The sequence below is a fragment of the Bacillus sp. RC240 genome (assembly GCF_044907945.1).
GTDB classification, from domain to species: domain Bacteria; phylum Bacillota; class Bacilli; order Bacillales; family Bacillaceae_G; genus Bacillus_A; species Bacillus_A mycoides.
This window is the reverse complement of the sequence record NZ_JBIYCT010000013.1, coordinates 78,367-101,950: the sequence shown is the minus strand read 5'-3', so window position 1 is coordinate 101,950 and position 23,584 is coordinate 78,367. Positions and strand designations below refer to the sequence as shown.

Genomic DNA, 23,584 nt, shown 5'->3' with positions numbered 1-23,584 from the left:
TGAAAAAATGTTTACTCATGTTGAAAGCTTCAAATCCGCTTTTCTAGAAAAATTAGAAACGATGTATGGGAAAAGTTTCAAAGATTCTACAACTCGTGATCAGTATAATACGCTCGGTCATATGGTACGTGAGTATATGAATAGTCAATGGATTGCAACGAATGAAAGTTATCGTTCTGGAGATCAAAAACAAATGTATTATTTATCCATTGAATTTTTACTTGGGCGTTTACTAGGCAGTAACATATTAAATTTAGGCATTCGAGATGTATGTGAAAAAGGACTTTTTGAACTTGGAATTTCTTTGCACGAGTTAGAAGAGATTGAAGCAGATGCTGGCCTTGGTAACGGCGGACTTGGACGTTTAGCAGCCTGTTTCCTCGATTCACTCGCTTCTTTAAACTTACCAGGACATGGCTGTGGTATTCGTTATAAGCATGGTCTGTTTGATCAAAAAATTGTTGATGGCTATCAAGTAGAATTTCCAGAACAGTGGCTTCTTCATGAAAACGTTTGGGAAGTAAGAAGGTATGACCAAGCCGTAGAAGTAAGTTATTTTGGAAACGTTGAACCACTAGAAATTGATGGACGTTTAGAGTTCAGGCATACAAATGCAGAAGTTATTATGGCAGTACCATATGACGTTCCAGTTGTAGGGTATGAAACGAGTACTGTAAATACGCTTCGACTTTGGAATGCGGAGCCAGTTCCTTTCCCGCAAAATTGTAAAGATATTTTGAAATATAAGCGTGAAACAGAGGCCGTATCGGAGTTTTTATATCCAGATGATACGCATGATGAGGGGAAAATACTTCGTTTAAAACAACAGTATTTCCTCGTATCAGCAAGTTTGCAAAATATCGTTCGTATGCATAGGGAGAGACACGGTAGTCTTCGTCAGTTACATGAAAAAATCGCGATTCATATAAACGATACACATCCGGTTCTAGCAATTCCAGAACTTATGCGTATTTTATTAGACGAAGAAAAATTGACATGGGAAGAGGCTTGGCACATAACAACGCAGACGATTTCCTATACGAATCATACGACGTTATCAGAAGCGCTTGAGAAATGGCCAATTCGCATTTTTAAACCGTTATTACCGAGAATTTATATGATTATTGAAGAAATTAATGAACGTTTCTGTCATGAGCTTTGGGACCGTTATTCGTACGATTGGAAGCGTATTGAGGACATGGCCATTATTGCGCATGACCTTGTAAAAATGGCTCATTTAGCGATTGTTGGTAGCCATAGCGTTAACGGTGTGGCGAAAATTCATACAGAAATTTTAAAGCAGCGTGAAATGCGATTGTTCTATGAATTTTATCCAGATAAGTTTAATAATAAAACGAATGGAATTGCTCATAGGCGCTGGCTAATGAAGGCGAATCCGCAGCTGACGAATCTTATTTCAGAAGCGATTGGTGAAGAATGGAAGAAAGAGCCAATTAAGCTGCAAGCACTGCAAAACTTCATACATGATACTAGTTTTCAAGAAAAGCTTGCAGGGGTAAAACAAGAGCGTAAGATTATTTTAGCGGAGAGCATTCATAATAAAATGGGGATCACTATTGATCCAAATTCTATTTTTGATGTGCAAGTGAAAAGGTTGCATGCCTATAAACGACAGTTATTAAATGTTCTTCATATTTTGTATTTGTATAACCGTTTAAAAGAGGATACTAGTTTTTCATTTTACCCGCGTACTTTTATTTTTGGAGCGAAAGCATCACCTGGCTATTATTATGCGAAGAAAATTATTAAATTAATAAATGAGCTTGCAAGAAAAGTAAATACCGATCCGTACGTAAGTCAATTTATGAAAGTTATCTTTCTAGAAAACTACCGAGTTTCTTTAGCGGAAGATATATTCCCAGCGGCAGATGTAAGTGAACAAATTTCAACTGCGAGTAAAGAAGCATCGGGAACAGGTAACATGAAATTCATGATGAATGGTGCAATTACACTCGGAACGTTAGATGGAGCTAATATTGAAATAAAAGACCGGGTCGGTGATGATGCCTGCTTCATTTTTGGCTTAACGGCGGATGAGGTCCTTCATTACTACCAAAACGGTGGATATCGTGCAAGTGATTATTATCACCACAATATGCATATTAAAAAAGTAGTAGATCAGTTAACGAATGGTTTCTTTGCACAGTCGGGAGCTGAATTTGAAGCGATTTATGATTCACTTGTAATTCAAAATGATGAATACTTCGTTTTGCGAGATTTTGGTCCATATGCAGAAAGGCAAGAAGCTGTCGGAAGGACCTATGAAAATAGGGAGAAATGGCTGGAAATGTCGATTTTGAACATTGCACAATCTGGGCATTTTGCGAGTGATCGAACAATTTTGCAGTACAGTAATGAAATTTGGGGTATTGGTAATACTGTTAAACTATTTTAGATGAAAGCCCCTGTTGAAGGGGCTTTTATTTATTTTTAAAACAGGGATACACTTGCTTAGAAAAATAAAACGAGCTTAATGAGATTAAGCTCGTTTTACTTATGTTGCTTAAGAAAGAAATGGGATAGCGGTATATATTATAGCCGTTCCGTCATATTCCCCTGTCGCAAAGTATGAAAATGTAAAGAAACCTGTAAACGAAAAAATTATTATAAGAAAAAGTGCAAAGAAAAATTTTAGCATGTAAGGTCCCCTCATCCGAAAGTAATTTCATAGATTATTATAGTATATAAATATTTATTTTCCAAATGTTTACTGGTTAAAAATGAGAGGTCAGACATGTTTTGTATGTTGTAATGGAATGATTATTCGTAATGGATTTTGTATTTTTCGTAAATGTCATGTTGTGATGGACGTGTGCATATTCCCAGTCTTTATCATTAAAATGGACATTTCTTGGAGGGAGAAGAGGAACGACATCGAATAAATTGACAAAACGAAAGCTACTAGCTACTTGCAGTTTATAATAATTTCGAAAGGCGATATCTCCAACTTTTGGAGAGGCAAAGGTATAAAGACCGTACTGTGCGAAGGCAGTATTTATACGTGCATCTAGTATGTGTAGTGTAGCGAGTGCACCGCCTAAGCTATGACCTGTTGCAAGAAGTTTCTTATGGGCTGGTAATGACACGAGCATATCCATAATAGAATCCCGGCAAGATTCATAAATTGAAAGAAAGCCGTTATGAACATTTCCGCTATTTAAAGCGTATGGGTATGGTCTTTGGTTGACGAGTGAATCGATAATCCAATCTGTATCTGTTTGTGTGCCCCTAAAAGCTACAATAATCGTATCTTCAGATTCTAATATGAACCCAAACCATTCCATCGTTTGAATCGCTTTTCCTTGAAAGCCTTGTACATATTGGAATCCATCAGGTATTTCAAAAATCCCATTTTGTTTATATTGTTCATACGTTAGATCGCAGCAAGATGCTAACAATATGGCAGTATCTTTATCAAAGGATAAAGGAGTACGCATCAAGCAAGCCCTCCTTAAGAAAAGGTATAGTTCAATATATGCAGTGAGGGACTTGATTCATTCTTTTTTGAAAAAAGGCTTGAACCTACAGTTACGTGAGGAAGTATGATTTTTGTAAACATATTGTTAGGAGGAGTGTAGGGTGAGAAAAAAGGAAGGCTATTCAATTGGTGAGTTTTCAAAGAGAACAGGTATATCAATACGGACACTACAATATTACGATGAACTTGGCCTGCTTAAACCTGAAAAAAATATAAGTTCAGGACACCGTGTATATAAAGATAGAGATATATTAGCGCTCCAAAAAATAGTGAGTCTTAAAGTATTAGGATATAGTTTAGAAGAAATTCGTGTCATGCTCAATGTGAAAAGTTTGAATATAAGCTTAAAAGAAACATTACAAAATCAAAGAGTAGCCTTTGAAGAAAAGAAAAAACAACTTGAAGTTTCGATAAAGGCGATTGAACGAACAATGGTATACCTTGAGGAAGATGAAGAGGTAGATAGTAATATATTAATGAGCTTAATTAATAGTATCCAAAAAGAAAACGAACAGCGTTTATGGCTTGAAGAATATGTACCAAAAGAAGTGGCTGATGGATTATATAATAAGCCGGAAGAAGAGGACATAGCACTTGATAAAGAGTTTATGCGTTTAGCAAAAGAAGTGAAAAGGTTATTTGGAAGACAAATTGAGGATTCAGAAGTGCAAAAATTGGTTGATGAACATATGAAAGCGACTCTTAAGTATGTCGGTGAAGAGACAATGTATTCTCTAGGTAAATTAGAGAATGTAGAAGAACAATATAATAATATGATGCCTTCTCCTTATACGGAAGAAGAAGAGGCGTGGCTTAATGAAGCGATGAAATACTTTATGATCCAAAATGGTTTGTATAGTCCACCTAAATAAAAAGTGCCCTATAAGGGCACTTCTTACTCTTTTCCATCTAATAAACGACCAAGTCCGCCTAAAACGCTACCTTCACCGCTGTTTTGAGCTGCTGGGCTTGTAAGACGTGCTGCTAAGCGGCTAAGTGTTAAGGACTGAATCCAAACCGTTCCAGGACCTTCTAGCGTTGCGAAGAATAAACCTTCGCCGCCAAATAGAGCTGTTTTTACTTTTCCAACGAATTGAACATCGTAGTTAACATCTTTCGTCATTGCAACGAGACAACCTGTATCAATGCGAAGTTTCTCACCAGGTTTTAATTCACGCTTATATACAGTTCCGCCTGCATGCATGAAAGCTAGACCATCACCTTCAAGTTTCTGCATGATGAAACCTTCACCACCGAAGAAGCCAGTTCCTATTTTTTTAGTAAACTCAATTCCGATAGAAACACCTTTTGCGGCACAAAGAAATGCATCTTTTTGGCAGACTACTTTTCCTTGATATTCTGTTAAATCAACAGGAATAATTTTTCCAGGATAAGGAGCGGCGAATGATACGTGTCGTTTGCCATGACCTGTATTTGTAAATACAGTCATAAACATACTTTCACCTGTAACGAGACGTTTACCTGCGCCCATTAATTTACCGAATAGACCATTAGATGGTCCAGAACCATCACCGAAAATCGTTTCCATTTCGATATGATCTTCCATCATCATCATTGCGCCAGCCTCTGCGACAACGCTTTCTTCTGGATCCAATTCAATTTCAACAAACTGCATATCATCGCCATATAATTTATACTCGATTTCATGTGCTTGCATTTTTTCACCTCATCATATGTAGTAATTATATTGTACAGAAATCAAAGGAATTAGAATACTGTAGTTTTATTAATTTTTGAATAAAAATAGAATGAAAATTTAAGGTTATACTAGAATTATAAAAAACGATGGGACGAAAGTGTTCTCATTTGACGTTTTTGATATAGCATGATATAGTGAAAACACTATTGAGCTACATAATGTGGTACGGAAATAAAGCACGTTGTATTAAAGGCTGTAAGCTTGTTATACATTCATGTCCTTTATATCCACCTTTTCATGTGGATTCATAGTTTCATTTTTATTTAGGAGGTACATGACATGCAAACAGGTAAAGTTAAATGGTTTAACGGCGAAAAAGGTTTTGGCTTCATCGAAGTTGAAGGCGGAGAAGACGTATTCGTACATTTCTCAGCTATTCAAGGCGACGGCTTCAAAACTTTAGAAGAAGGTCAAGAAGTTTCTTTCGAAATCGTTGATGGAAACCGCGGACCACAAGCAGCTAACGTTACAAAAAACTAATTAGCTAGCGAAAAAAAGCATTCCGAATTTCGGAATGCTTTTTTTATGCTTTAGAACCAGACTCATCTGAAGATAATTCACCTTTAAAGGTGCGTTCTTCAAAGTCATCAAGCAATTGTTCATATTCTTCATGTTCTTCTGTTGCGAAAACTTGTGGGTTTTTTCCATACATATCTGTTCCAATAAAGTTTTCGAAATCCTCTACATACCCAACATTTTCTTCACTATTTACGTACATGCCATTATAGTTTTTTGAATCCTGTCTTTCTAAATCGGATGGTGTTTCTGATGTTCCGTAATTTGCGACGTCTTGCCAAGCATCTTCAGCATCGTACTCTACAGAATGATCTTCGTCGTGCTTATGAAACGAAGGATCTAGCACCTCTTCTTCAACTGGGCGCGTCTTCATATCTAATTTATTTGTAGTGTGCTGAATACACGTTGTAGCAGTTGGCATTGCTTCTAATCTTTCAAATGGAATTTCCTCACCAGACACTTCGCAAATTCCGTACGTACCAGCTTCAATTTTTTGCAGAGCATGTTTCGTATCTTCTAACTGTTTATGCCAAAATTCGATGAGTCCGAAATCTTTCTCACGTTCGTACAATTCTGTAGCCATATCACCTGGATGGTTGTCATAGCTAGATAATTCTCCTACTGAATCACGTTCAGATGCACGGTTTTCATCTTCATGATTTTGTATCGTTTGTTCAACTTCTTGCTGTTGTTTTTCTAGAATAGATTTAAATTGATTTATTTGTTGTGGAGTTAACATAGTCGTCCACCTTCCTACAATTCAGTTTCTTTACATAGTATGAGCGTTGAGAGTAGGAATTATGAGGTGAATTTCAGCCGGGAAGTCGGTATATGAAAAAAGGAGCCGCATAAGCAGCTCCTTTCTATAGGAAGTATCCAAGCAATAATCCGATTCCCATTAGGAGACCGAAAATTGTATTTGTTTTTGCTGTTGAAATCATCGCAGGTACCATTTCCATTGGAATGCTTTTGCCGATAAAGCCTTTCGTCGCTTTAAATGCTTTCGGTACACTTAAGAATACGATAAGCATCCATGGTGATACGATGTTAACGATGATTAAAGCGATTGTCCAAATGTAGGCAACGATAAACATAGAAGCAAGTACACCAACGGCTCTTTCGCGTCCAACGAGAATTGCTAACGTTTTACGACCATTTTCTTTATCACCATCTAAATCACGAATATTGTTAGATAGTAAAATTGCACCAATTAAAATGGAGCTTGGAATAGATAATAAAATCACTTCTGATGTTACTGCCCCTGTTTGGATAAAGAATGAAATACCAATAATAATGACACCCATAAATAATCCTGCTGTTAGCTCTCCAAATGGTGTGTACGCAATTGGAATAGGGCCACCGGTGTAAAGGTAAGCAACGGCCATACAAACAAGACCGATTGCAGCAAGCCACCAGCTAGAGTTCATACAAATATAAACACCTAATAGCGTTGCGATGCCTAAAAATCCGAATGCTAAGTTAAGAACGGTTTTTGGTTTAATGCCATCGCGGACGATAGCACCGCCGATTCCAACTGAACCTTCATGATCGAGTCCTCTTTTATAATCAAAGTATTCATTAAACATGTTCGTTGCTGCTTGAATGAGAAGGCAAGCAAGAAGCATCATAAAGAAAAGAGGAAGATGTATTTGATTTATACCTCCGACCTGCATTGCAAAAGCTGTTCCGATGAAAACAGGAACGAAAGCTGCTGTTAATGTATGGGGACGTAATAAACTCCACCAAATTCGCCAGCCTGTTTGTTTACTTGGCTTTGGCGCCGTAGGAGAGGAATTCGTTTCGACGTTCATTTCCATGTTGAATCCTCCTTGGTCACATATTGTACACAATTAAGTGTAGAAAAAGCATCATTTAGTGTCAACGTTTATTTTCTAGGAAGAGAAGGTGAATTTCTCAGAAATGCTAAACGTTGACAGGCCTTTCCTTTGAGGTGTATCTTAAAATCAAGCGTAATTATGACTATTTTTCGCCCATAGGGGGGAGACAATTGTGATTCAAACGAAACGAAAAGGCTTACAAGAAGTTCTTGTTACAGCTATTAAGCGTGCGACTGATGAAAAAACATTAGTTAGTTTTGTAAAACAAATAGATTGGGTGGATCCACTTCTGTTTTATGCAGCAGGAAAAAGGATCGCATTCGAAAATAGATGTTATTTTGCAGACCCAGCTCAGCATGTAATATTTGCTGGAATTGGCTCTGTTTTCACTATAGCAAATTCTTCTCACAAACGCTTTCAAACTGCTCGTGACGAGTGGGATAAAGTAAAAGAGAAAGCATTCGTACAAAGAGAAGGATACGAATTTGGAACAGGTCCTCTTTTATTTGGTGGATTTTCATTTGACCAAGAAAAAGAAAAAACGAATCTTTGGAAAGAATTTGATGATACCACATTTTCACTACCAGCATTTTTATTAACTGTAAAAAATGAAAAGGCGTGGTTAACGATTAATCAGTTCGTTTCAGCTGAAGATTGTGCAGAAACTCTTTATAACGAAATTATTTCTGTAGAAGAGAGAATTTTACAAGAGAGTAAATGTGCACTAGTAGGGTCAAAATTAACAGTTACTTCTAAAGTAGAAGTTGATCCGAAGGGCTGGATGAATGCGATTGGAAAAGTGCAGCATGAAATGAAGCAAGGGAACGTGCAGAAGGTTGTATTAGCAAGGGAGCTAAAATTAACGATGGATCAGCATATTGATTCCGTTCTTGTTTTAGAAGCGCTTCGCATTGGGCAACCGGATTGTTACGTATTTTCTTTTGATTATAAAGGAGCATGCTTCTTAGGGGCGACACCTGAGCGATTGATTCGAAAAGAAGGCGAGAAGTTTACATCGATGTGCCTTGCTGGTTCAATTGGTCATGGCAATTCTATAGAAGAAAGTAAACAAAATGGTGAGACGCTTCTTCATGATGAAAAGAATTTGGCTGAACACGGTTATGTAGTTAACATGATTCGAGGTGTGCTAAGTGAGCATTGTGAATCTGTTAATATTCCGGAGAGCCCAGGCTTATTAACGACGAAAAATTTAATCCATTTATATACGCCAGTAGAAGCAAAAGGTGATGCAAGTCTTTTAACGATGGTAGAAGAATTACATCCAACACCAGCTCTTGGTGGTACACCTCGTCATGAGGCGTTGAAATTAATCCGTGATGTAGAGCTTTTAGATAGAGGGTTATATGGTGCACCAATTGGCTTTATAGATGATGAAGGAAATGGTGAATTTGCGGTTGCACTTCGCTGTGGATTATTAAATGGCGAGAAGGCATCCTTATTTGCCGGCTGTGGTATCGTAATTGATTCAGTAGCTCAGCTTGAATATGAAGAAACAAGTTTGAAGTTTAGACCGATGCTTGGTGCTTTGGAGGAATTAATGAAATGAACAATCATATAGAAGCATTATCATACTATTTAGGCGCATTCGTGGACGAACTGACGCGTCTAAATGTATGTGATGTTGTCATTAGTCCTGGGTCACGGTCAACGCCGATTGCCTTACTAATGGAACAACATGACGGAATGAAAACATATTTACATGTAGACGAAAGATCAGCAGGATTTTTTGCGCTCGGTATTGCGAAAGCAAAAAAACGTCCTGTTGCACTATTATGTACGTCAGGGACGGCAGCAGCGAACTATTATCCAGCTGTATGTGAAGCGTTTCATTCACGAGTGCCGCTTATCGTATTAACAGCGGATAGACCGCATGAATTAAGAGATGTGGGTGCACCACAGGCGATGAATCAATTTAATTTATACGGTACTTTTGTGAAGCAATTTACAGAGATGGCACTTCCTGAAGCGAGTGAAGCAATGTATCATTACGCCCGTATGACGACGCAGCGTACGATAGCAAGCGCACTTCTAGCGCCGCAAGGACCTGTTCATCTTAATTTTCCAGTTCGCGAGCCGCTTATACCGGATTTCTCATTAGAAAGTTTATGGGATAAAGGGCGTGGTGAATATACAGGAGTAGTTCAGCAAGGGAACGTGACGATGCCGAGTGAATATGTAGATTCTCTTGTAGGGCGCCTTTCACATATGGAAAAGGGGCTTATTATTTGTGGAGACGGCAGTCATCCAGAAATAACAGAAGTTGTTATGAAAGTAGCTGAGAAAACAGGGTATCCAATTTTAGCAGATCCACTTTCTAACCTCCGTAGTGGTAATCATGATAAAACGATGGTTATAGATTGTTACGATACATTTTTACGAAATGAATTGTTAAAAGAAACGTGGAAGCCGAATGTTTTAATTCGTTTCGGAGGAATGCCTGTCTCTAAAGCATTAACGCAGTTCATCAAAAAACAAACGAAAGCTGTTCATATCGTTGTCGATGAATCTGGACAATGGAGAGATCCAGCTCTAGTTGCGACAGAAGTTGTACAAGCTAGTGACAGTGAATTTTGCAGAGCATTACTAGAGAAAATGCCAGTTATGAAAAAGAATGATTGGTTCGGAATGTGGAAACAAATAAACGAGAAAACGAGAGAAACGCTTCGTGAGATGGAAACATATGAAACGGCATTTGAAGGAAAAGTAATTACGGATATTGTAAGTGTATTACCAGAAGGGGCAACGTTATTTGCGAGTAATAGTATGCCAATTCGCGATACCGATTCATTTTTCTTCACATCGGATAAAAACATTCAAGTAATGGCGAACCGCGGTGTAAATGGTATTGATGGAATCATTTCAACAGCTTTAGGAGCGAGTATTATTTGTGATCCGCTCGTATTAGTAATCGGTGATTTATCATTTTATCACGATTTAAACGGACTATTAGCCGCGAAACTACATGAGTTAAATATAACGATTGTTGTTGTAAATAATGATGGTGGAGGTATTTTCTCATTCTTACCACAATACGAGAAAAAGGAACATTTCGAATCATTATTTGGAACACCAATTGGGCTTGACTATGAACATGTTGTCAAAATGTATGGTGGTTCATTTAGCCGTGTAAATGGTTGGGAAAACTTCCGAGAAGAAGTACAAACTGGAACGAAAACGAATGGATTACACGTCGTGGAAATTTGTACGAATCGCGAAGAAAACTTGAAATTACATCGTGAACTATGGGCAAAAACAATGGACGTTATTACTACATCTTTGCAAGGTGAATCAAAATGAAAGTAACATTGCAAGGTGTATCGTATGAATATGAAGTAGCCGGAAGCGGGGAACCACTTCTACTTCTTCATGGTTTTACGGGAAGCATGGAAACGTGGGGTTCCTTTATTCCTTCTTGGAGCGAGCAGTTTCAAGTCATTCTAGTAGACATTGTTGGACACGGGAAAACGGAAAGTCCTGAAGATGTGATGCATTATGATATTCAAAATGTGGCACTGCAAATGAAAGAACTACTGGATCATCTTCATATTGAAAATGCGCACATACTTGGCTATTCAATGGGTGGTAGACTTGCGATTACGATGGCATGCTTATATCCAGAATATGTGCGTTCGCTTCTTTTAGAAAACTGTACAGCTGGACTTGAGAGTGCAAAGGAGCGAAAAGAACGCAAGGAAAAAGATGAACGACTTGCCGATAAAATTGAGCAAGAAGGCATCCGAAGTTTTGTATCGATGTGGGAAAATATTCCGCTATTTGAAACGCAAAAACGTTTAGTGCAAAACGTAAAAGAAGCGGTGCGAAAAGAACGACTTGCTAATAATCCAAAAGGACTTGCAAATAGTCTTCGTGGCATGGGAACAGGGGCTCAACCTTCATGGTGGAACGAATTGCAAAACCTAAAAATGCCTGTCCTTTTACTGAATGGAGAAAGCGATGAAAAGTTCTTTCGCCTATTAAAAAACATCGAAAAATGCATCCCTCATGCGAAATTTGTCAAAATTGATGGGGCTGGCCATGCAATTCATGTGGAACAACCGGAAAAGTTTGATACAATAGTAAAGGGATTTCTAAAAACTATGCAGTGATACTTTTTTCAGCAAGAAGGAAGTTGCACTTATAGCGGAGATCAGAAATATAAAAGGAGGTAATAGTAATGACTATTGAATGGGTAAAAGAAGGCAATTACGAAGATATTATTTATTCAACATACAATGGCATCGCAAAGATTTCGATTAACCGCCCTGAAGTACATAATGCATTCCGTCCTAAAACGGTAATGGAGTTAATCAATGCTTTTGCACACGCTCGTGATGATGCAAATGTTGGCGTTATCATTTTAACAGGTGAAGGTGGACGTGCATTCTGTTCTGGCGGCGACCAAAAAGTTCGCGGTCATGGTGGCTATGTAGGTGACGACCAAATCCCACGTTTAAACGTATTAGACTTACAACGTCTAATTCGCGCAATCCCTAAACCGGTTATCGCAATGGTAGCAGGTTATGCAATCGGTGGTGGACACGTACTTCATATCGTATGTGACTTAACAATCGCTGCAGACAACGCTGTATTCGGGCAAACAGGTCCTAAAGTAGGAAGCTTTGACGGTGGATACGGAGCTGGTTATTTAGCTCGTATGGTAGGCCATAAGAAAGCTCGTGAAATTTGGTACCTATGCCGTCAATATAGTGCACAAGAAGCACTTGATATGGGCTTAGTAAACACAGTAGTACCATTAGAAGAACTTGAAGCAGAAACAGTACAATGGTCACAAGAAATTTTAGCAAACAGCCCAATGGCACTTCGTTTCCTAAAAGCTGCATTCAACGCAGACACAGACGGTTTAGCTGGTATTCAACAACTAGCTGGAGACGCAACGTTATTGTACTACACAACTGACGAAGCAAAAGAAGGCCGCGACGCGTTCAAAGAAAAACGCACTCCGGACTTCGGTCAATTCCCTCGTTTCCCGTGATCAAACCAAAAGCGGAAGCGGCTCGTTTAGAATGTGAGGGGGATGGAACTTCTGACAAAGAGGCGCTTTTTGCCTCGTAGGAAGAAGTAAAGCCACCGAACATTCTAGCCGCTGTAGCTGGATGAAACCAAAAGCGAAAGCGGCTCGCTTAGAACAAGAGGGCGTTGGAACTCCTGACGTAGAGGCGCTTTTTGCCTCGTAGGAAGGCGTGAAACGACCGACTGTTCTAGCCGCTGTAGCTGGATGTCTCAAAAGCGGAGCCGACTGTTTAGCCACGTAGGCTAAGGTTCTTTCGCACAGAAAGTGTTTTTTACTTTCTCGTGCGGAAGGTTCTTAGACGGAAGGGGCTAGGAGGCGCAGCTGGATGTGATGAAAAGCGGAAGCAGCTCGCACACAATGTGAGACGCAACCAAAAGATCACACCGGAAACAAAACAACTAAGAGACTTGATGTCATATCAGGTCTCTTTCTTTCATGAAAGGAGAATGAGTGATGGAGACGATGCCGAATTGGTTAATGCAACGTGCATTTTTAACACCTGATCGCACTGCAATTGAAATTGAAGAGGAGAAGGTTACTTTCGTGCAGCTGCATGAAAAAGTAGTATCTGTTTGTGAATACCTCACGCATGTAGGAGTGAAGCGGGCGCAAAAGGTGGCTGTTCTGATGAAAAATGGTATGGAGATGATTACAGTTATTCACGCCCTATCTTACATAGGTGCAGTAGCTGTGCTTTTAAATACGCGTCTTTCAAGAGAAGAGCTACTTTGGCAAATGGATGATGCGGAAGTTGTTTGTTTAGTGACGGATCAAGAGTTTGAGACGGAAAATGTTCCAGTATGTTCATTTGCTGAAGTGATGCAAGGACCGAAGGCGGAAGCATTTATACAAGAAGAATTCTCTTTAGAAGAAGCGATGACAATTATTTATACGTCAGGGACGACAGGGAAACCGAAAGGCGTTGTTTTAACGTACGGTAACCACTGGGCAAGTGCAGTCGGTTCTTCGCTTAATTTAGGGCTTCGTGATGATGATTGTTGGTTAGCTTGTATACCAATGTTCCACGTTGGCGGGTTATCTCTTTTAATGAAAAATATTATGTACGGTATGCGCATTTTACTCGTTCCAAAATATGATGCTAATTTTATTCATAAAGCACTTCAAACGAGAGGCGTTACGATTATTTCTGTCGTTTCTAAAATGCTAACAGATTTATTAGAACGACTTGGCGAAGGTACATATCCATCTTCTTTACGATGCATGTTACTTGGGGGAGGACCAGCACCGAAGCCGTTATTAGAAACATGTGTGGAAAAAGGAATTCCTGTGTACCAAACGTACGGTATGACAGAAACATCATCGCAAATTTGTACGTTAACAGCAGATTACATGTTAACGAAAGTAGGATCAGCCGGAAAACCACTATTTCAGTGTCAGCTTCGTATTGAAAAAGACGGCGTAGTTGTGCCGCCCCGTGCTGAAGGAGAAATTGTAGTAAAAGGACCGAACGTAACAGGTGGCTACTTTAACCGTGAAGATGCGACGCATGAGGCGATCAGAAATGGATGGCTTCATACTGGTGACCTCGGTTATTTAGATGAGGAAGGATTTTTATACGTATTAGATCGACGCAGTGATTTAATTATTTCTGGCGGAGAAAACATATATCCAGCTCAAATTGAAGAAGTATTGCTCTCTCATCCGGCGGTAGCAGAAGCGGGTGTTGTCGGTATGGCTGACGAAAGTTGGGGACAAGTACCAGCTGCTTTTGTTGTAAAAAGTGGAGAGGTAACAGAAGAAGAAATTCTTCGTTTTTGCGAAGAGAAATTAGCGAAATATAAAGTGCCGAAGAAAGCATGTTTCTTAGAGGAATTACCACGAAATGCTTCGAAGAAATTGTTAAGACGAGAGTTAAGACAATTAGTGGAGGAGATGTAGGTGGAAATAAAAAAAGCGACACTTTATATAACGGAAATGCCGCTCATTATCCCGTTTGCGGCAAGTTACGGGACTTATGAAAAGCGTGAAAGTATCGTCATTGAATTAGAAGATACAGATGGATACATTGGTTTTGGTGAAGTCGTTGCATTTTCTGAACCGTGGTATACGGAAGAAACGGTGAAGACAGCGCTGCATGTACTTCAGGATTTTTTATTACCAGATTTATTGAAAGCTGAAATTTCTCATCCGAATGAAGTACCGTCTTTGTTCAAACATATAAAGAGAAACCGAATGGCAAAGGCCGGAATTGAAGGTGCTGTCTGGGATTTATATGCGAAGCGTCAAAAGCAGTCGTTAGCGATATTGCTTGGCGGAAATAGGTCTGAAATTGGAGTCGGCGTTGTGATTGGGATCAATACGATTCCAGTTATGCTAAAACAAATCGAGGAGTACGCGGAAGAAGGATACGAGCGCTTTAAAGTGAAAATAAAGCCAGAACATGATTACGAATTGCTGAAAGAAATTCGTAAAGAGTTTCCGAATATCCCGTTAATGGCTGATGCAAATTCAGCTTATACATTAGCGGATACGGAGAAGTTGAAACGACTAGATGAATTCCAACTTATGATGATTGAACAACCGTTAGCGGATTACGATTTTCTTGATCATGCACAGTTGCAAAAGAAAATTGAAACACCGATTTGTTTAGATGAAAGCATCCATAGTTTAGAAGACGCACGTGTTGCGATTACGCTTGGCAGTTGCCGCGTCGTTAATATTAAACCAGGGCGAGTGGGCGGATTAACAGAGTCCGTTCAAATCCATAATTATTGTATGGAGCATAACATACCAGTTTGGTGCGGTGGCATGGTAGAAATGGGGATTTCACGAGCTCAAAATGTTGCACTCGCTTCATTGCCAAACTTTACGATTCCTGGAGATATATCTGCTTCTAGTAGACATTGGGAGAAGGATATCATTTCACCAGAAGTGATGCTTGAAGGCGGAAAAGTAAGGGTACCGCAAAGTATTGAACTTGAGTATGAAGTAGATCGAGGCAGGTTGGAAGAAATAACAAAGCAGCGGATTGTGTTTGAAAGATGAATGGGAGTTTTTATTAGTACTGACTACCTGCAAATAGCGGGATGATTTTGTCGTTAATTGTCGGTAAGTCGATATATTTAAAAAATCGCTGATATAATTTCATTTATCAAGGTTACTCTTACGGGTAGCCTTTTCTTATTGTACAAATTGGATAGACTAGTTTACAATCGAGCGTATGAAAACAGAATAAAGTAGGGGGACTAAAATGAAGCGCATTTCAATTTTAATAGCTGATGATGAAGCGGAAATTGCTGATTTAATTGAGATACATTTAGAAAAAGAGGGTTACCACGTCGTTAAAGCAGCTGATGGAGAAGAAGCCATGCATATTATTCAAACTCAGCCAATTGACTTAGTGGTTTTAGATATTATGATGCCGAAAATGGATGGATATGAAGTGACGAGGCAGATTCGCGGCAAGCACCACATGCCAATCATTTTCTTAAGCGCGAAAACATCTGATTTTGATAAGGTGACAGGTCTTGTATTAGGCGCGGATGATTATATGACAAAGCCTTTCACACCGATTGAATTAGTTGCACGTGTAAATGCACAACTGCGTAGATTTCTTACGTTAAATCAGCCGAAAGTAGCGGAGAATAAATCTGCTTTAGAAATAGGCGGAGTCGCTATTGATCCTGAGCGAAGAACAATAAATGTGTACGGAGAGCCAATTGAATTAACACCTAAAGAGTTTGACATTTTATATTTATTAGCGAGTCACCCGAAGAAAGTGTACAGTGTGGAAAATATTTTTCAGCAAGTATGGGCTGAAGGGTATTACGAAAGTGGAAATACAGTTATGGTACATATTCGTACTTTGCGAAAAAAACTTGGAGAAGATAAAAGAAAGAATAAGTTAATAAAAACGGTGTGGGGAGTAGGTTATACTTTCAATGGCTAAAAAGATGAGAAGCTTTCGCTCAAAGATGGTTATGCTATTTGCGCTAAGTATGATATTTGCTGCTGGCATAACGTATTTACTTTATGAAGGATTACGGATTTATTATAAGCTAGTAGTTCGTTATGAGGATCCATTAGCCCAATTTCGTTCAATGGTAAGACAAATTGGGGATATTAATTTCTTTTTAATTATCTTCATCCCTCTATCCATTATGTTTTTCTTCTTCCTTACTAGACCATACTTAAAATATTTTGATGAGATTTCGAACGGGATTCATCATTTGGCGAACGGTGATTTTACAAATCAAGTTCGCGTTTCATCAAATGATGAGTTTGGATATATCGCGGGCGAAATTAATGTAGCGAGTGAAAAACTAAAAGAAGCAGTGGAACGAGGAGATTTTGCGGAAAGTAGTAAAGATCAGTTAATTGTTAACTTAGCTCATGATTTAAGAACGCCGCTAACATCTGTTTTAGGGTATTTAGATTTAATTCTTAAAGATGAGAATTTGACGAAGGAACAAATTAAACATTTTTCCACAATTGCTTTTACGAAATCCGAAAGGCTTGAAAGCTTAATTGATGAATTATTTGAAATAACGAGAATGAATTATGGCATGTTGCAAATTGAAAAAAGATCAATTGATATAAGTGAATTACTTATACAGTTAGATGAAGAATTATATCCGTTATTAGAAAAAAAAGGTTTAGAAGCGAGAGTGAATATGGATTCGTATTTACCTATTAACGGTGACGGGAAATTGTTAGCTCGAGTATTTGAAAATCTTTTAACGAATGCGATTCGCTATGGATACGATGGAAAGTTTGTTGATGTGAACGGATATATTGAGAGTGAAGAGATAGTAGTACAAATTATAAATTACGGAGATAGTATCCCAGAAGAAGATTTACCGTATCTTTTTGATATGTTTTATACAGGTGATAAGGCAAGATCAGAGCAGCAAGGTGGTACAGGCCTTGGGTTATTTATTGCGAAAAATATTGTCGAGCAGCATGATGGGACAATCTCTGCTGAAAGTAACGTAATTAGAACGATATTTGAAGTGAGATTACCAAAAGAAGAGAGCAAAGCAATTTAATAAAAATTTAAACTTTACCCCACTTTTTATTTTAATAGTTTTTTCTATTCTATACGTAAGTTACGTTAAGGAGGAACTAGAAATGAAAAAGTGGGTATTTATTTCTCTTTTTATAGTATGTACAGCATGTGTAGGCTTTTATATATTACCAGTATTTCAAAAGGAGATCGATGTTAAAATTGCAGAAAAAGATAATAAAGTAAAAGCCGCGAACACTGAAAAGATAGAGGTTACAGAGGAACAAATTTATAAAGGTGATCTATTATTAGTTAATAAAGATTACCCGGTTAAAAAAGATAGTGTTAGGTCCGATATTATAAATGTAAATCACAATAGTGAATTAGTAAGAGGCTATGTAATATTTGATAGAAATCTTCGCTTATCAAAGGGTGTTGTAAAAAAGTTTTTGAACGTTGTCGATGCAGCTGGGAAAGATGGAGTACAGCATTTCTTAATGAGTAGCGGTTACCGAGATTTTCAAGAACAAAGTAAATTATATAAAGAAATGGGATCTGATTATGCACTTCCAGCAGGATATAGTGAACATAATTTAGGTTTATCACTCGACGTTGGGTCTACTCAAAAGAAAATGGAGAAAGCTCCTGAAGGAAAATGGATTGAAGAGAACGTATGGAAGCACGGATTTGTTTTACGTTATCCGAAAAATAAAAGTAACATTACGGGCATTCAATATGAGCCGTGGCACATACGTTATGTCGGCTTACCACATAGCGCAATTATGCAAAAAAAGAAGATTACGTTAGAGGAATATTTGGACTTCTTAAAAGAGGAAAAAGAAGTTTCAACTGAGGTTGAAGGTAAGAAATATACGGTTTCTTATTATAAAGTTTCAGATCGTATGAACGTGAATGTTCCGGTGAATAAGCAGTATGAAATTTCGGGGAACAATATGGACGGGGTTATTGTGACTGTTCAAGAATAGAGAAAAAGGCTGGTCCGTTTTGGGTCAGTCTTTTGGCATATAAGAAATGGATTGCCGTTTTTTGTCGGTAAATCGATATTCCTTGTCGAATCATTGATATAATTTCCTGTACTCTCAACATTTTGTGGATTGTTTTTTTATTTACCATTAAACATTATAACGTTATATTTACTTTTCTTTTTTTTCGTGATACTCTAAATATGTGAAAGAGATATAAAATGAAACTTTAATGTAAGCGTATTCTTATGGCTTCTTATAGAAAAGGGTGGAAATACAATGACAGAACGATTCGTGCTACGTAATGTGAAGCGTGTGAACGGGGAAGAGATTGACATTGTAGTTGAAAATAATAAAATCGCACAGGTGACGAAAGCTGGTGCTGGCGAGGGTGGAAAGGTTCTTGATTACTCAGGTACTTACGTATCGAGTGGATGGATTGATTTGCACGTTCATGCTTTTCCAGAGTTTGATCCGTATGGCGATGAGGTAGATGAAATTGGCGTTAAGCAAGGGGTAACGACAATTGTTGATGCGGGTAGCTGCGGAGCTGATCGTATTGCAGATTTAGTACAAAGTAGAGAGCAGGCAAAAACGAATTTATTTGCCTTTTTAAATATTTCTCGCATCGGTTTGAAACGAATTGATGAATTATCCAATATGGAATGGATAGATAAAGAGAAAGTAATAGATGCAGTAGAAAAGTATAAAGATGTAATCGTTGGATTAAAGGCGAGAATGAGTAAAAGTGTCGTTTGTGATAGCGGAATTGAACCGCTGCACGTAGCGCGTTCTTTATCTCGTGAAACATCATTACCGATTATGGTACATATCGGTTCAGCTCCTCCGCGTATAGAGGAAGTTGTACCTCTTTTAGAAAAAGATGATGTCATTACACATTACTTAAACGGGAAAGAAAATAATTTATTTGATGAAGAAGGAAAACCGATATCTGTTTTATTAGATGCAGTGAAACGCGGTGTTCATTTAGATGTTGGGCATGGTAATGCTAGTTTTTCTTTTAAAGTAGCAGAGGCAGCGAAGCGTTACGGCATTGCCCTTAATACAATTAGTACAGATATTTACCGGAAGAATCGTATACACGGTCCAGTTTACAGTATGGCTAACGTTCTTTCGAAATTCCTTTACCTAGGTTATCCGCTAGAAGAAGTAATTGATGCAGTTACGAAAAATGCGGCAGAGTGGCTGAAAAAACCAGAGCTTGGTCGTATTCAAGAAGGCGATATTGCAAACTTAACTTTATTTACGGTGAAAGATGAACCGATTACGTTAATTGATTCAGAAGGGGATCAGCGCATTGCTGAAATAAGAATTGATACGAAAGGGGTTGTAATCAATGGGTCATTCATTGAATGCTAAGTACGGATTAAAAAGAGTTATTAATGCGAGCGGTAGAATGAGTATTTTAGGTGTATCCGCTCCTACAGATACAGTTATGGATGCGATGAAACATGGTGGACAAAATTATGTAGAAATTGCTGATTTAGTAGATAAAGCGGGAGACCATATTGCGAGAATTCTAGATTCAGAGGCAGCAGTTGTTGTAAATTCAGCATCAAGCGGAATTGCGCTTTCTATCGCTGGTATCGTTACAGAAGGAAATCGCCGTAAAAGTGAAAGACTTCATCAAGAAGTAATCGCGAAAAACGAAGTGATTATGTTAAAAGGTCATAACGTTCAATACGGTGCTCCTGTTGAAACGATGATTTATTTAGGCGGCGGTAAGCTCGTTGAAGTAGGTTACGCAAATGAAGGGAAAGCGGAGCATATTGAAGATGCAATTGGCGAAAATACAGCAGCTATTCTTTATGTGAAATCACATCATGCAGTGCAAAAAAATATGATTTCTGTTGAAGAAGCGTGGGAAGTAGGGCAGCGAAATAATGTACCACTTATCGTTGATGCAGCAGCAGAAGAAGATATTCAAAAATATGTGAAGTATTCAGACCTAGCCATTTATAGCGGTTCAAAGGCAATTGAAGGACCTACTTCTGGTATTGTCGGCGGGAAACGAAAATATATCGAGTGGCTGAAAGTGCAATTACATTGCAGTGGTAGAAGTATGAAAGTTGGGAAAGAAACAACTTTCGGTTTACTTCAAGCGCTTGATGAGTACGGAGTAAAAGAAGATAAGAGTGAACAAGAAAAAGAGTTATTACAAGTACTTATGCCGCTAAAAGAATTAAATGGTGTAAATGTAACGATCGTTCAAGATGAGGCAGGAAGAGCAATCTTTAGAGCACGTATTCATATTAACGAGAACGAGTTAAATAAATCAGCAAAAGACGTTGTAACAGCATTACGCGAAGGGGAAATCGCAATTTACACACGTGATTACGGAGTAAGACAAGGATTCTTTGATATTGATCCACGCCCACTTCAAGGTGATGACATACATGTAATTGAAGAAAAAATGAGAGAAATTGTAGGGGGAAACTAAAATGACAAACATTCAAAAACGTTTTTATAAAGGCCGCGTAGCATTAAATGTATTAGCGAACAATACCCGAAATGCGAAAGATATCTTTGAGGCAGCAGAAGGTTATGTAGTCGTTGGAGTGTTATCAAAAGATTATCCAACAGTAGAAGAAGCAGTAACTGCGATGAAAGCATACGGAAAAGAAATTGATGACGCTGTATCAATCGGACTAGGAGCAGGAGATAATCGCCAAGCAGCAGTTGTAGCTGAAATTGCGAAGCATTATCCAGGTAGCCATATTAACCAAGTGTTCCCTTCAGTTGGAGCAACACGTGCAAATCTTGGCGGAAAAGATAGCTGGATTAATAGTTTAGTATCACCAACAGGAAAAGTAGGGTACGTAAATATTTCTACTGGTCCAATTAGTGCAGCTGGAGAAGAAAAAGCAATCGTTCCAATTAAAACAGCGATCGCACTTGTACGTGATATGGGCGGGAATTCATTGAAATACTTCCCAATGAAAGGTTTAGCGCATGAAGAAGAATATCGCGCTGTTGCGAAAGCATGTGCGGAAGAAGGATTTGCATTAGAGCCAACGGGCGGAATTGATAAAGAAAACTTTGAAACAATTGTACGTATTGCATTAGAAGCAAACGTAGAGCAAGTTATCCCGCATGTGTACTCTTCTATTATTGATAAAGAAACTGGCAATACGAAAACAGAAGATGTTCGTGAATTACTAGCGGTCGTGAAGAAGTTAGTTGATCAATATGCGTAAGAAAATTGCAGCATTCGGTGAAGTTATGATGCGCCTGCAAGTGCCAGGGTATGAATTGCTATCGCAAGCAAACTCATTAAATTACTCATTTTCAGGTACAGGTGTGAACGTTGCAGCAGCACTTTCTCATCTAGGGCATGAAGGGCTTCTTATTTCAACTTTACCGGAAAATTCGGTTGGAGATGCGGCGGTATCGCACATTCAAAAACTAGGCATTCAAGCACCGTTTATTTCAAGAGGCGGTAAATATGTTGGTATGTACTTTTTAGAAAATGGATTTGGAGCACGCGCAAGCCGCGTTACATATTCGAACCGATTAGAAAGTAGTTTCAATACGGCATGTGAAGAGATGTACCAATTTGAAGAAATCGCAAAAGAAATTGATATCGTTCATTTTTGCGGGATTACCCTTGCGATGAATGATACTGTGCGCCATCATATGAAATCTTTGGCGAAGGCAGTTAAAGAAAATGGAGGCACTGTTGTCTTTGATTGCAATTATCGTCCATCGCTTTGGGGAGAAGATGGATATAAACAGGCGAAACCGCATTATGAAGAAATGTTAGGGCTAGCTGATATTGTAATGATGAACGAAAAAGATGCAATGTTCGTTCTTGGAATGAAAACGGAAGAGACGGAGCGAGAAGCACAGCTTGTTGATCTTATTCCAAAAGTCGCTGAAATATATAATATCGCTACAATTTCTGGGACACATCGTTCTATTAATAGCGATAATACACACTCACTTCGCGGATTCATATGTAAAGATGGGACGTTCACTTTTGCCAAAACACTTACGTTTTCTGTATATGATAGAATAGGTGCTGGAGATGCTTATACGAGCGGAATTATTCATGGCGAGATAGAAGAGTTTGCACCAGAGAAAGCTGTTTCATTTGCGTCAGCAGCTGGAATGCTTGCACATACAATCGTCGGTGATACGCCAATGTCATCAGAGAAAGATATACTTCGGGCAATGACGGCATCAGTAGGTGATGTAGAAAGGTAGTGGGTGTAACGGTGAACGTAACGAGAAAAAGAGGTCCATTATATTTACAAATTAAAAATATTATTCGTGATCGAATATTACATGGTGTTTATGCCATTCATACAAATATTCCTTCTGAACCACAATTAGAAGAAGAGTTCAAAGTGAGTAAAATTACAGTGCGAAACGCAATTAAAGAACTCGTTCAAGAAGGATATTTAGAAAAGAAAAGTGGTAAAGGAACGAAAGTCATTCGAAATACTTCTGCGACAAAGCTTTCAAAGGGAAAGAAATTTACAGAAGTGTTAGTGGAAGAAGGCTATAAAGTACAAAAGAAATTGCTAAAGGCAGAAGTGGTTCATAATGAAGAAGGAACAGTACCATTTCGTTTGTTTGGTAAAGAGAGTTTTCGTATTGAGCGTCTATATGCTTTAAATGATACTCCGTACATTCATTATACGCACTATTTCTCAGCACAAATGGCAAGTACAGACTTAGCGGACTTTGACTTACAATCGCTTTATGATCTAGTCGAGGACCGTGGTATACATTTAGAAAACTTCAGAGATGAATTCGCTGTTGGATTTGCGCCTAATTTCGTTGCAGAAGCGTTAGGAGAAAAAGAGGGAACAGCGTTATTAAAACGTATGCGCTATTCTTACGATGAAGTTGGCGAAGTAATTGAATATAGTGAAGGCTACTACAATACGGAAATGCAGCATTACGTTGTAAATTATGATGTGTAAAAAGTGAAGAGGGACCAATTCCCTCTTTTTTTGTAAAAAAATTTCATATCGAAGGGG

The 23,584-nt window shown here is 38.4% G+C and carries 21 protein-coding genes; 17 read left to right on the top strand and 4 right to left on the bottom strand.

Annotated features, from left to right (window positions below; translation table 11 throughout):
* Nucleotides 1-7 precede the first annotated feature (7 nt).
* Nucleotides 8-2,416: a glycogen phosphorylase gene (glgP, locus tag ABH955_RS26525; protein ID WP_404457764.1), complete on the top strand. Its 2,409-nt coding sequence runs from the start codon at nt 8-10 to the stop codon at nt 2,414-2,416.
* Between the two features lie 319 nt (nt 2,417-2,735).
* Here the strand turns inward: glgP and ABH955_RS26520 are convergent, their stop codons facing one another.
* Nucleotides 2,736-3,458: a lipase family protein gene (locus ABH955_RS26520; RefSeq protein ID WP_002138843.1), complete on the bottom strand. Its 723-nt coding sequence runs from the start codon at nt 3,456-3,458 to the stop codon at nt 2,736-2,738.
* 142 nt (nt 3,459-3,600) lie between these two features.
* Between ABH955_RS26520 and ABH955_RS26515 the strand changes: the two genes are divergently transcribed.
* Nucleotides 3,601-4,371 carry a MerR family transcriptional regulator gene (locus ABH955_RS26515; RefSeq protein WP_404457761.1) on the top strand — a complete coding sequence of 257 codons (771 nt, stop codon included), beginning with the start codon at nt 3,601-3,603 and terminating at the stop codon, nt 4,369-4,371.
* 23 nt (nt 4,372-4,394) lie between these two features.
* Here the strand turns inward: ABH955_RS26515 and ABH955_RS26510 are convergent, their stop codons facing one another.
* A complete protein-coding gene (locus tag ABH955_RS26510) occupies nt 4,395-5,177 on the bottom strand; it encodes a TIGR00266 family protein (RefSeq protein ID WP_002015806.1) in 783 nt (260 codons plus the stop codon).
* Between the two features lie 321 nt (nt 5,178-5,498).
* Here ABH955_RS26510 and cspD point away from each other — a divergent pair, with 321 nt between their 5' ends.
* Nucleotides 5,499-5,699, top strand: a complete 201-nt coding sequence (gene cspD / locus ABH955_RS26505) for a cold-shock protein CspD (RefSeq protein WP_001193051.1) — start codon at nt 5,499-5,501, stop codon at nt 5,697-5,699.
* Nucleotides 5,700-5,742: 43 nt separating this feature from the next.
* On the opposite strand, the gene ABH955_RS26500 is transcribed toward cspD, so the two are convergent.
* Both ABH955_RS26500 and ABH955_RS26495 read right to left on the bottom strand, forming a co-directional pair.
* Nucleotides 5,743-6,474, bottom strand: coding sequence for a yteA family sporulation protein (locus ABH955_RS26500; protein ID WP_219301108.1), 732 nt, complete (start codon nt 6,472-6,474; stop codon nt 5,743-5,745).
* 124 nt (nt 6,475-6,598) lie between these two features.
* Nucleotides 6,599-7,552 (bottom strand): 1,4-dihydroxy-2-naphthoate polyprenyltransferase, encoded by a 954-nt coding sequence (locus ABH955_RS26495; RefSeq protein WP_002015811.1) that lies wholly within the window; start codon nt 7,550-7,552, stop codon nt 6,599-6,601.
* Nucleotides 7,553-7,745: 193 nt separating this feature from the next.
* Here ABH955_RS26495 and ABH955_RS26490 point away from each other — a divergent pair, with 193 nt between their 5' ends.
* From ABH955_RS26490 to ABH955_RS26425, 14 genes are all read left to right on the top strand, one after another.
* Nucleotides 7,746-9,140 carry an isochorismate synthase gene (locus ABH955_RS26490; protein WP_404457758.1) on the top strand — a complete coding sequence of 465 codons (1,395 nt, stop codon included), beginning with the start codon at nt 7,746-7,748 and terminating at the stop codon, nt 9,138-9,140.
* Entirely contained in the window at nt 9,137-10,891 is a 1,755-nt protein-coding gene (menD, locus tag ABH955_RS26485; RefSeq protein ID WP_404457755.1) for a 2-succinyl-5-enolpyruvyl-6-hydroxy-3-cyclohexene-1-carboxylic-acid synthase, read from the top strand. The genes ABH955_RS26490 and menD overlap by 4 nt, the downstream gene beginning before the upstream one ends.
* Nucleotides 10,888-11,700, top strand: a complete 813-nt coding sequence (gene menH, locus ABH955_RS26480; protein WP_002129651.1) for a 2-succinyl-6-hydroxy-2,4-cyclohexadiene-1-carboxylate synthase — start codon at nt 10,888-10,890, stop codon at nt 11,698-11,700. The genes menD and menH overlap by 4 nt, the downstream gene beginning before the upstream one ends.
* A gap of 68 nt (nt 11,701-11,768) precedes the next feature.
* The gene (menB, locus tag ABH955_RS26475) at nt 11,769-12,587 is read left to right on the top strand and encodes a 1,4-dihydroxy-2-naphthoyl-CoA synthase (RefSeq protein ID WP_002089233.1); all 819 of its coding nucleotides are present in this window, start codon (nt 11,769-11,771) and stop codon (nt 12,585-12,587) included.
* 492 nt (nt 12,588-13,079) lie between these two features.
* On the top strand, nt 13,080-14,525 hold the full coding sequence (locus tag ABH955_RS26470; protein WP_404491850.1) for an o-succinylbenzoate--CoA ligase: 1,446 nt from the start codon (nt 13,080-13,082) through the stop codon (nt 14,523-14,525).
* Nucleotides 14,526-15,632, top strand: coding sequence for an o-succinylbenzoate synthase (menC, locus tag ABH955_RS26465; protein ID WP_404491849.1), 1,107 nt, complete (start codon nt 14,526-14,528; stop codon nt 15,630-15,632).
* Between the two features lie 205 nt (nt 15,633-15,837).
* Entirely contained in the window at nt 15,838-16,536 is a 699-nt protein-coding gene (locus tag ABH955_RS26460; protein WP_404457745.1) for a response regulator transcription factor, read from the top strand.
* Nucleotides 16,529-17,635 carry a HAMP domain-containing sensor histidine kinase gene (locus ABH955_RS26455; protein WP_404457742.1) on the top strand — a complete coding sequence of 369 codons (1,107 nt, stop codon included), beginning with the start codon at nt 16,529-16,531 and terminating at the stop codon, nt 17,633-17,635. Before ABH955_RS26460 ends, ABH955_RS26455 begins: the two co-directional genes overlap by 8 nt.
* Nucleotides 17,636-17,717: 82 nt before the next feature.
* Complete coding sequence (locus ABH955_RS26450) at nt 17,718-18,578, top strand: D-Ala-D-Ala carboxypeptidase VanY (protein ID WP_002167478.1); 861 nt, start codon at nt 17,718-17,720, stop codon at nt 18,576-18,578.
* Between the two features lie 276 nt (nt 18,579-18,854).
* The gene (locus ABH955_RS26445; protein ID WP_016120965.1) at nt 18,855-19,955 is read left to right on the top strand and encodes an amidohydrolase/deacetylase family metallohydrolase; all 1,101 of its coding nucleotides are present in this window, start codon (nt 18,855-18,857) and stop codon (nt 19,953-19,955) included.
* Complete coding sequence (locus tag ABH955_RS26440) at nt 19,933-21,036, top strand: DgaE family pyridoxal phosphate-dependent ammonia lyase (RefSeq protein ID WP_404491848.1); 1,104 nt, start codon at nt 19,933-19,935, stop codon at nt 21,034-21,036. Before ABH955_RS26445 ends, ABH955_RS26440 begins: the two co-directional genes overlap by 23 nt.
* A gap of 1 nt (nt 21,037) precedes the next feature.
* A complete protein-coding gene (gene dagF, locus ABH955_RS26435; RefSeq protein ID WP_002191030.1) occupies nt 21,038-21,793 on the top strand; it encodes a 2-dehydro-3-deoxy-phosphogluconate aldolase in 756 nt (251 codons plus the stop codon).
* Nucleotides 21,786-22,802: a sugar kinase gene (locus ABH955_RS26430; protein WP_404448431.1), complete on the top strand. Its 1,017-nt coding sequence runs from the start codon at nt 21,786-21,788 to the stop codon at nt 22,800-22,802. The genes dagF and ABH955_RS26430 overlap by 8 nt, the downstream gene beginning before the upstream one ends.
* Nucleotides 22,802-23,527, top strand: coding sequence for a GntR family transcriptional regulator (locus ABH955_RS26425; RefSeq protein WP_002015828.1), 726 nt, complete (start codon nt 22,802-22,804; stop codon nt 23,525-23,527). Before ABH955_RS26430 ends, ABH955_RS26425 begins: the two co-directional genes overlap by 1 nt.
* Nucleotides 23,528-23,584 lie beyond the last annotated feature (57 nt).

Bases quoted from the DNA above. Each gene is read 5' to 3' on its own strand.
- ABH955_RS26450 (WP_002167478.1), top strand. From the start codon at position 17,718: ATGAAAAAGTGGGTATTTATTTCTCTTTTTATAGTATGTACAGCATGT.
- cspD (WP_001193051.1), top strand. From the start codon at position 5,499: ATGCAAACAGGTAAAGTTAAATGGTTTAACGGCGAAAAAGGTTTTGGC.
- menH (WP_002129651.1), top strand. From the start codon at position 10,888: ATGAAAGTAACATTGCAAGGTGTATCGTATGAATATGAAGTAGCCGGA.
- ABH955_RS26430 (WP_404448431.1), top strand. From the start codon at position 21,786: ATGCGTAAGAAAATTGCAGCATTCGGTGAAGTTATGATGCGCCTGCAA.
- ABH955_RS26520 (WP_002138843.1), bottom strand. From the start codon at position 3,458: ATGCGTACTCCTTTATCCTTTGATAAAGATACTGCCATATTGTTAGCA.
- ABH955_RS26445 (WP_016120965.1), top strand. From the start codon at position 18,855: ATGACAGAACGATTCGTGCTACGTAATGTGAAGCGTGTGAACGGGGAA.
- ABH955_RS26500 (WP_219301108.1), bottom strand. From the start codon at position 6,474: ATGTTAACTCCACAACAAATAAATCAATTTAAATCTATTCTAGAAAAA.
- menD (WP_404457755.1), top strand. From the start codon at position 9,137: ATGAACAATCATATAGAAGCATTATCATACTATTTAGGCGCATTCGTG.
- dagF (WP_002191030.1), top strand. From the start codon at position 21,038: ATGACAAACATTCAAAAACGTTTTTATAAAGGCCGCGTAGCATTAAAT.
- ABH955_RS26440 (WP_404491848.1), top strand. From the start codon at position 19,933: ATGGGTCATTCATTGAATGCTAAGTACGGATTAAAAAGAGTTATTAAT.
- ABH955_RS26455 (WP_404457742.1), top strand. From the start codon at position 16,529: ATGGCTAAAAAGATGAGAAGCTTTCGCTCAAAGATGGTTATGCTATTT.
- ABH955_RS26495 (WP_002015811.1), bottom strand. From the start codon at position 7,552: ATGGAAATGAACGTCGAAACGAATTCCTCTCCTACGGCGCCAAAGCCA.
- glgP (WP_404457764.1), top strand. From the start codon at position 8: ATGTTTACTCATGTTGAAAGCTTCAAATCCGCTTTTCTAGAAAAATTA.
- menB (WP_002089233.1), top strand. From the start codon at position 11,769: ATGACTATTGAATGGGTAAAAGAAGGCAATTACGAAGATATTATTTAT.
- ABH955_RS26510 (WP_002015806.1), bottom strand. From the start codon at position 5,177: ATGCAAGCACATGAAATCGAGTATAAATTATATGGCGATGATATGCAG.
- ABH955_RS26470 (WP_404491850.1), top strand. From the start codon at position 13,080: ATGGAGACGATGCCGAATTGGTTAATGCAACGTGCATTTTTAACACCT.
- ABH955_RS26460 (WP_404457745.1), top strand. From the start codon at position 15,838: ATGAAGCGCATTTCAATTTTAATAGCTGATGATGAAGCGGAAATTGCT.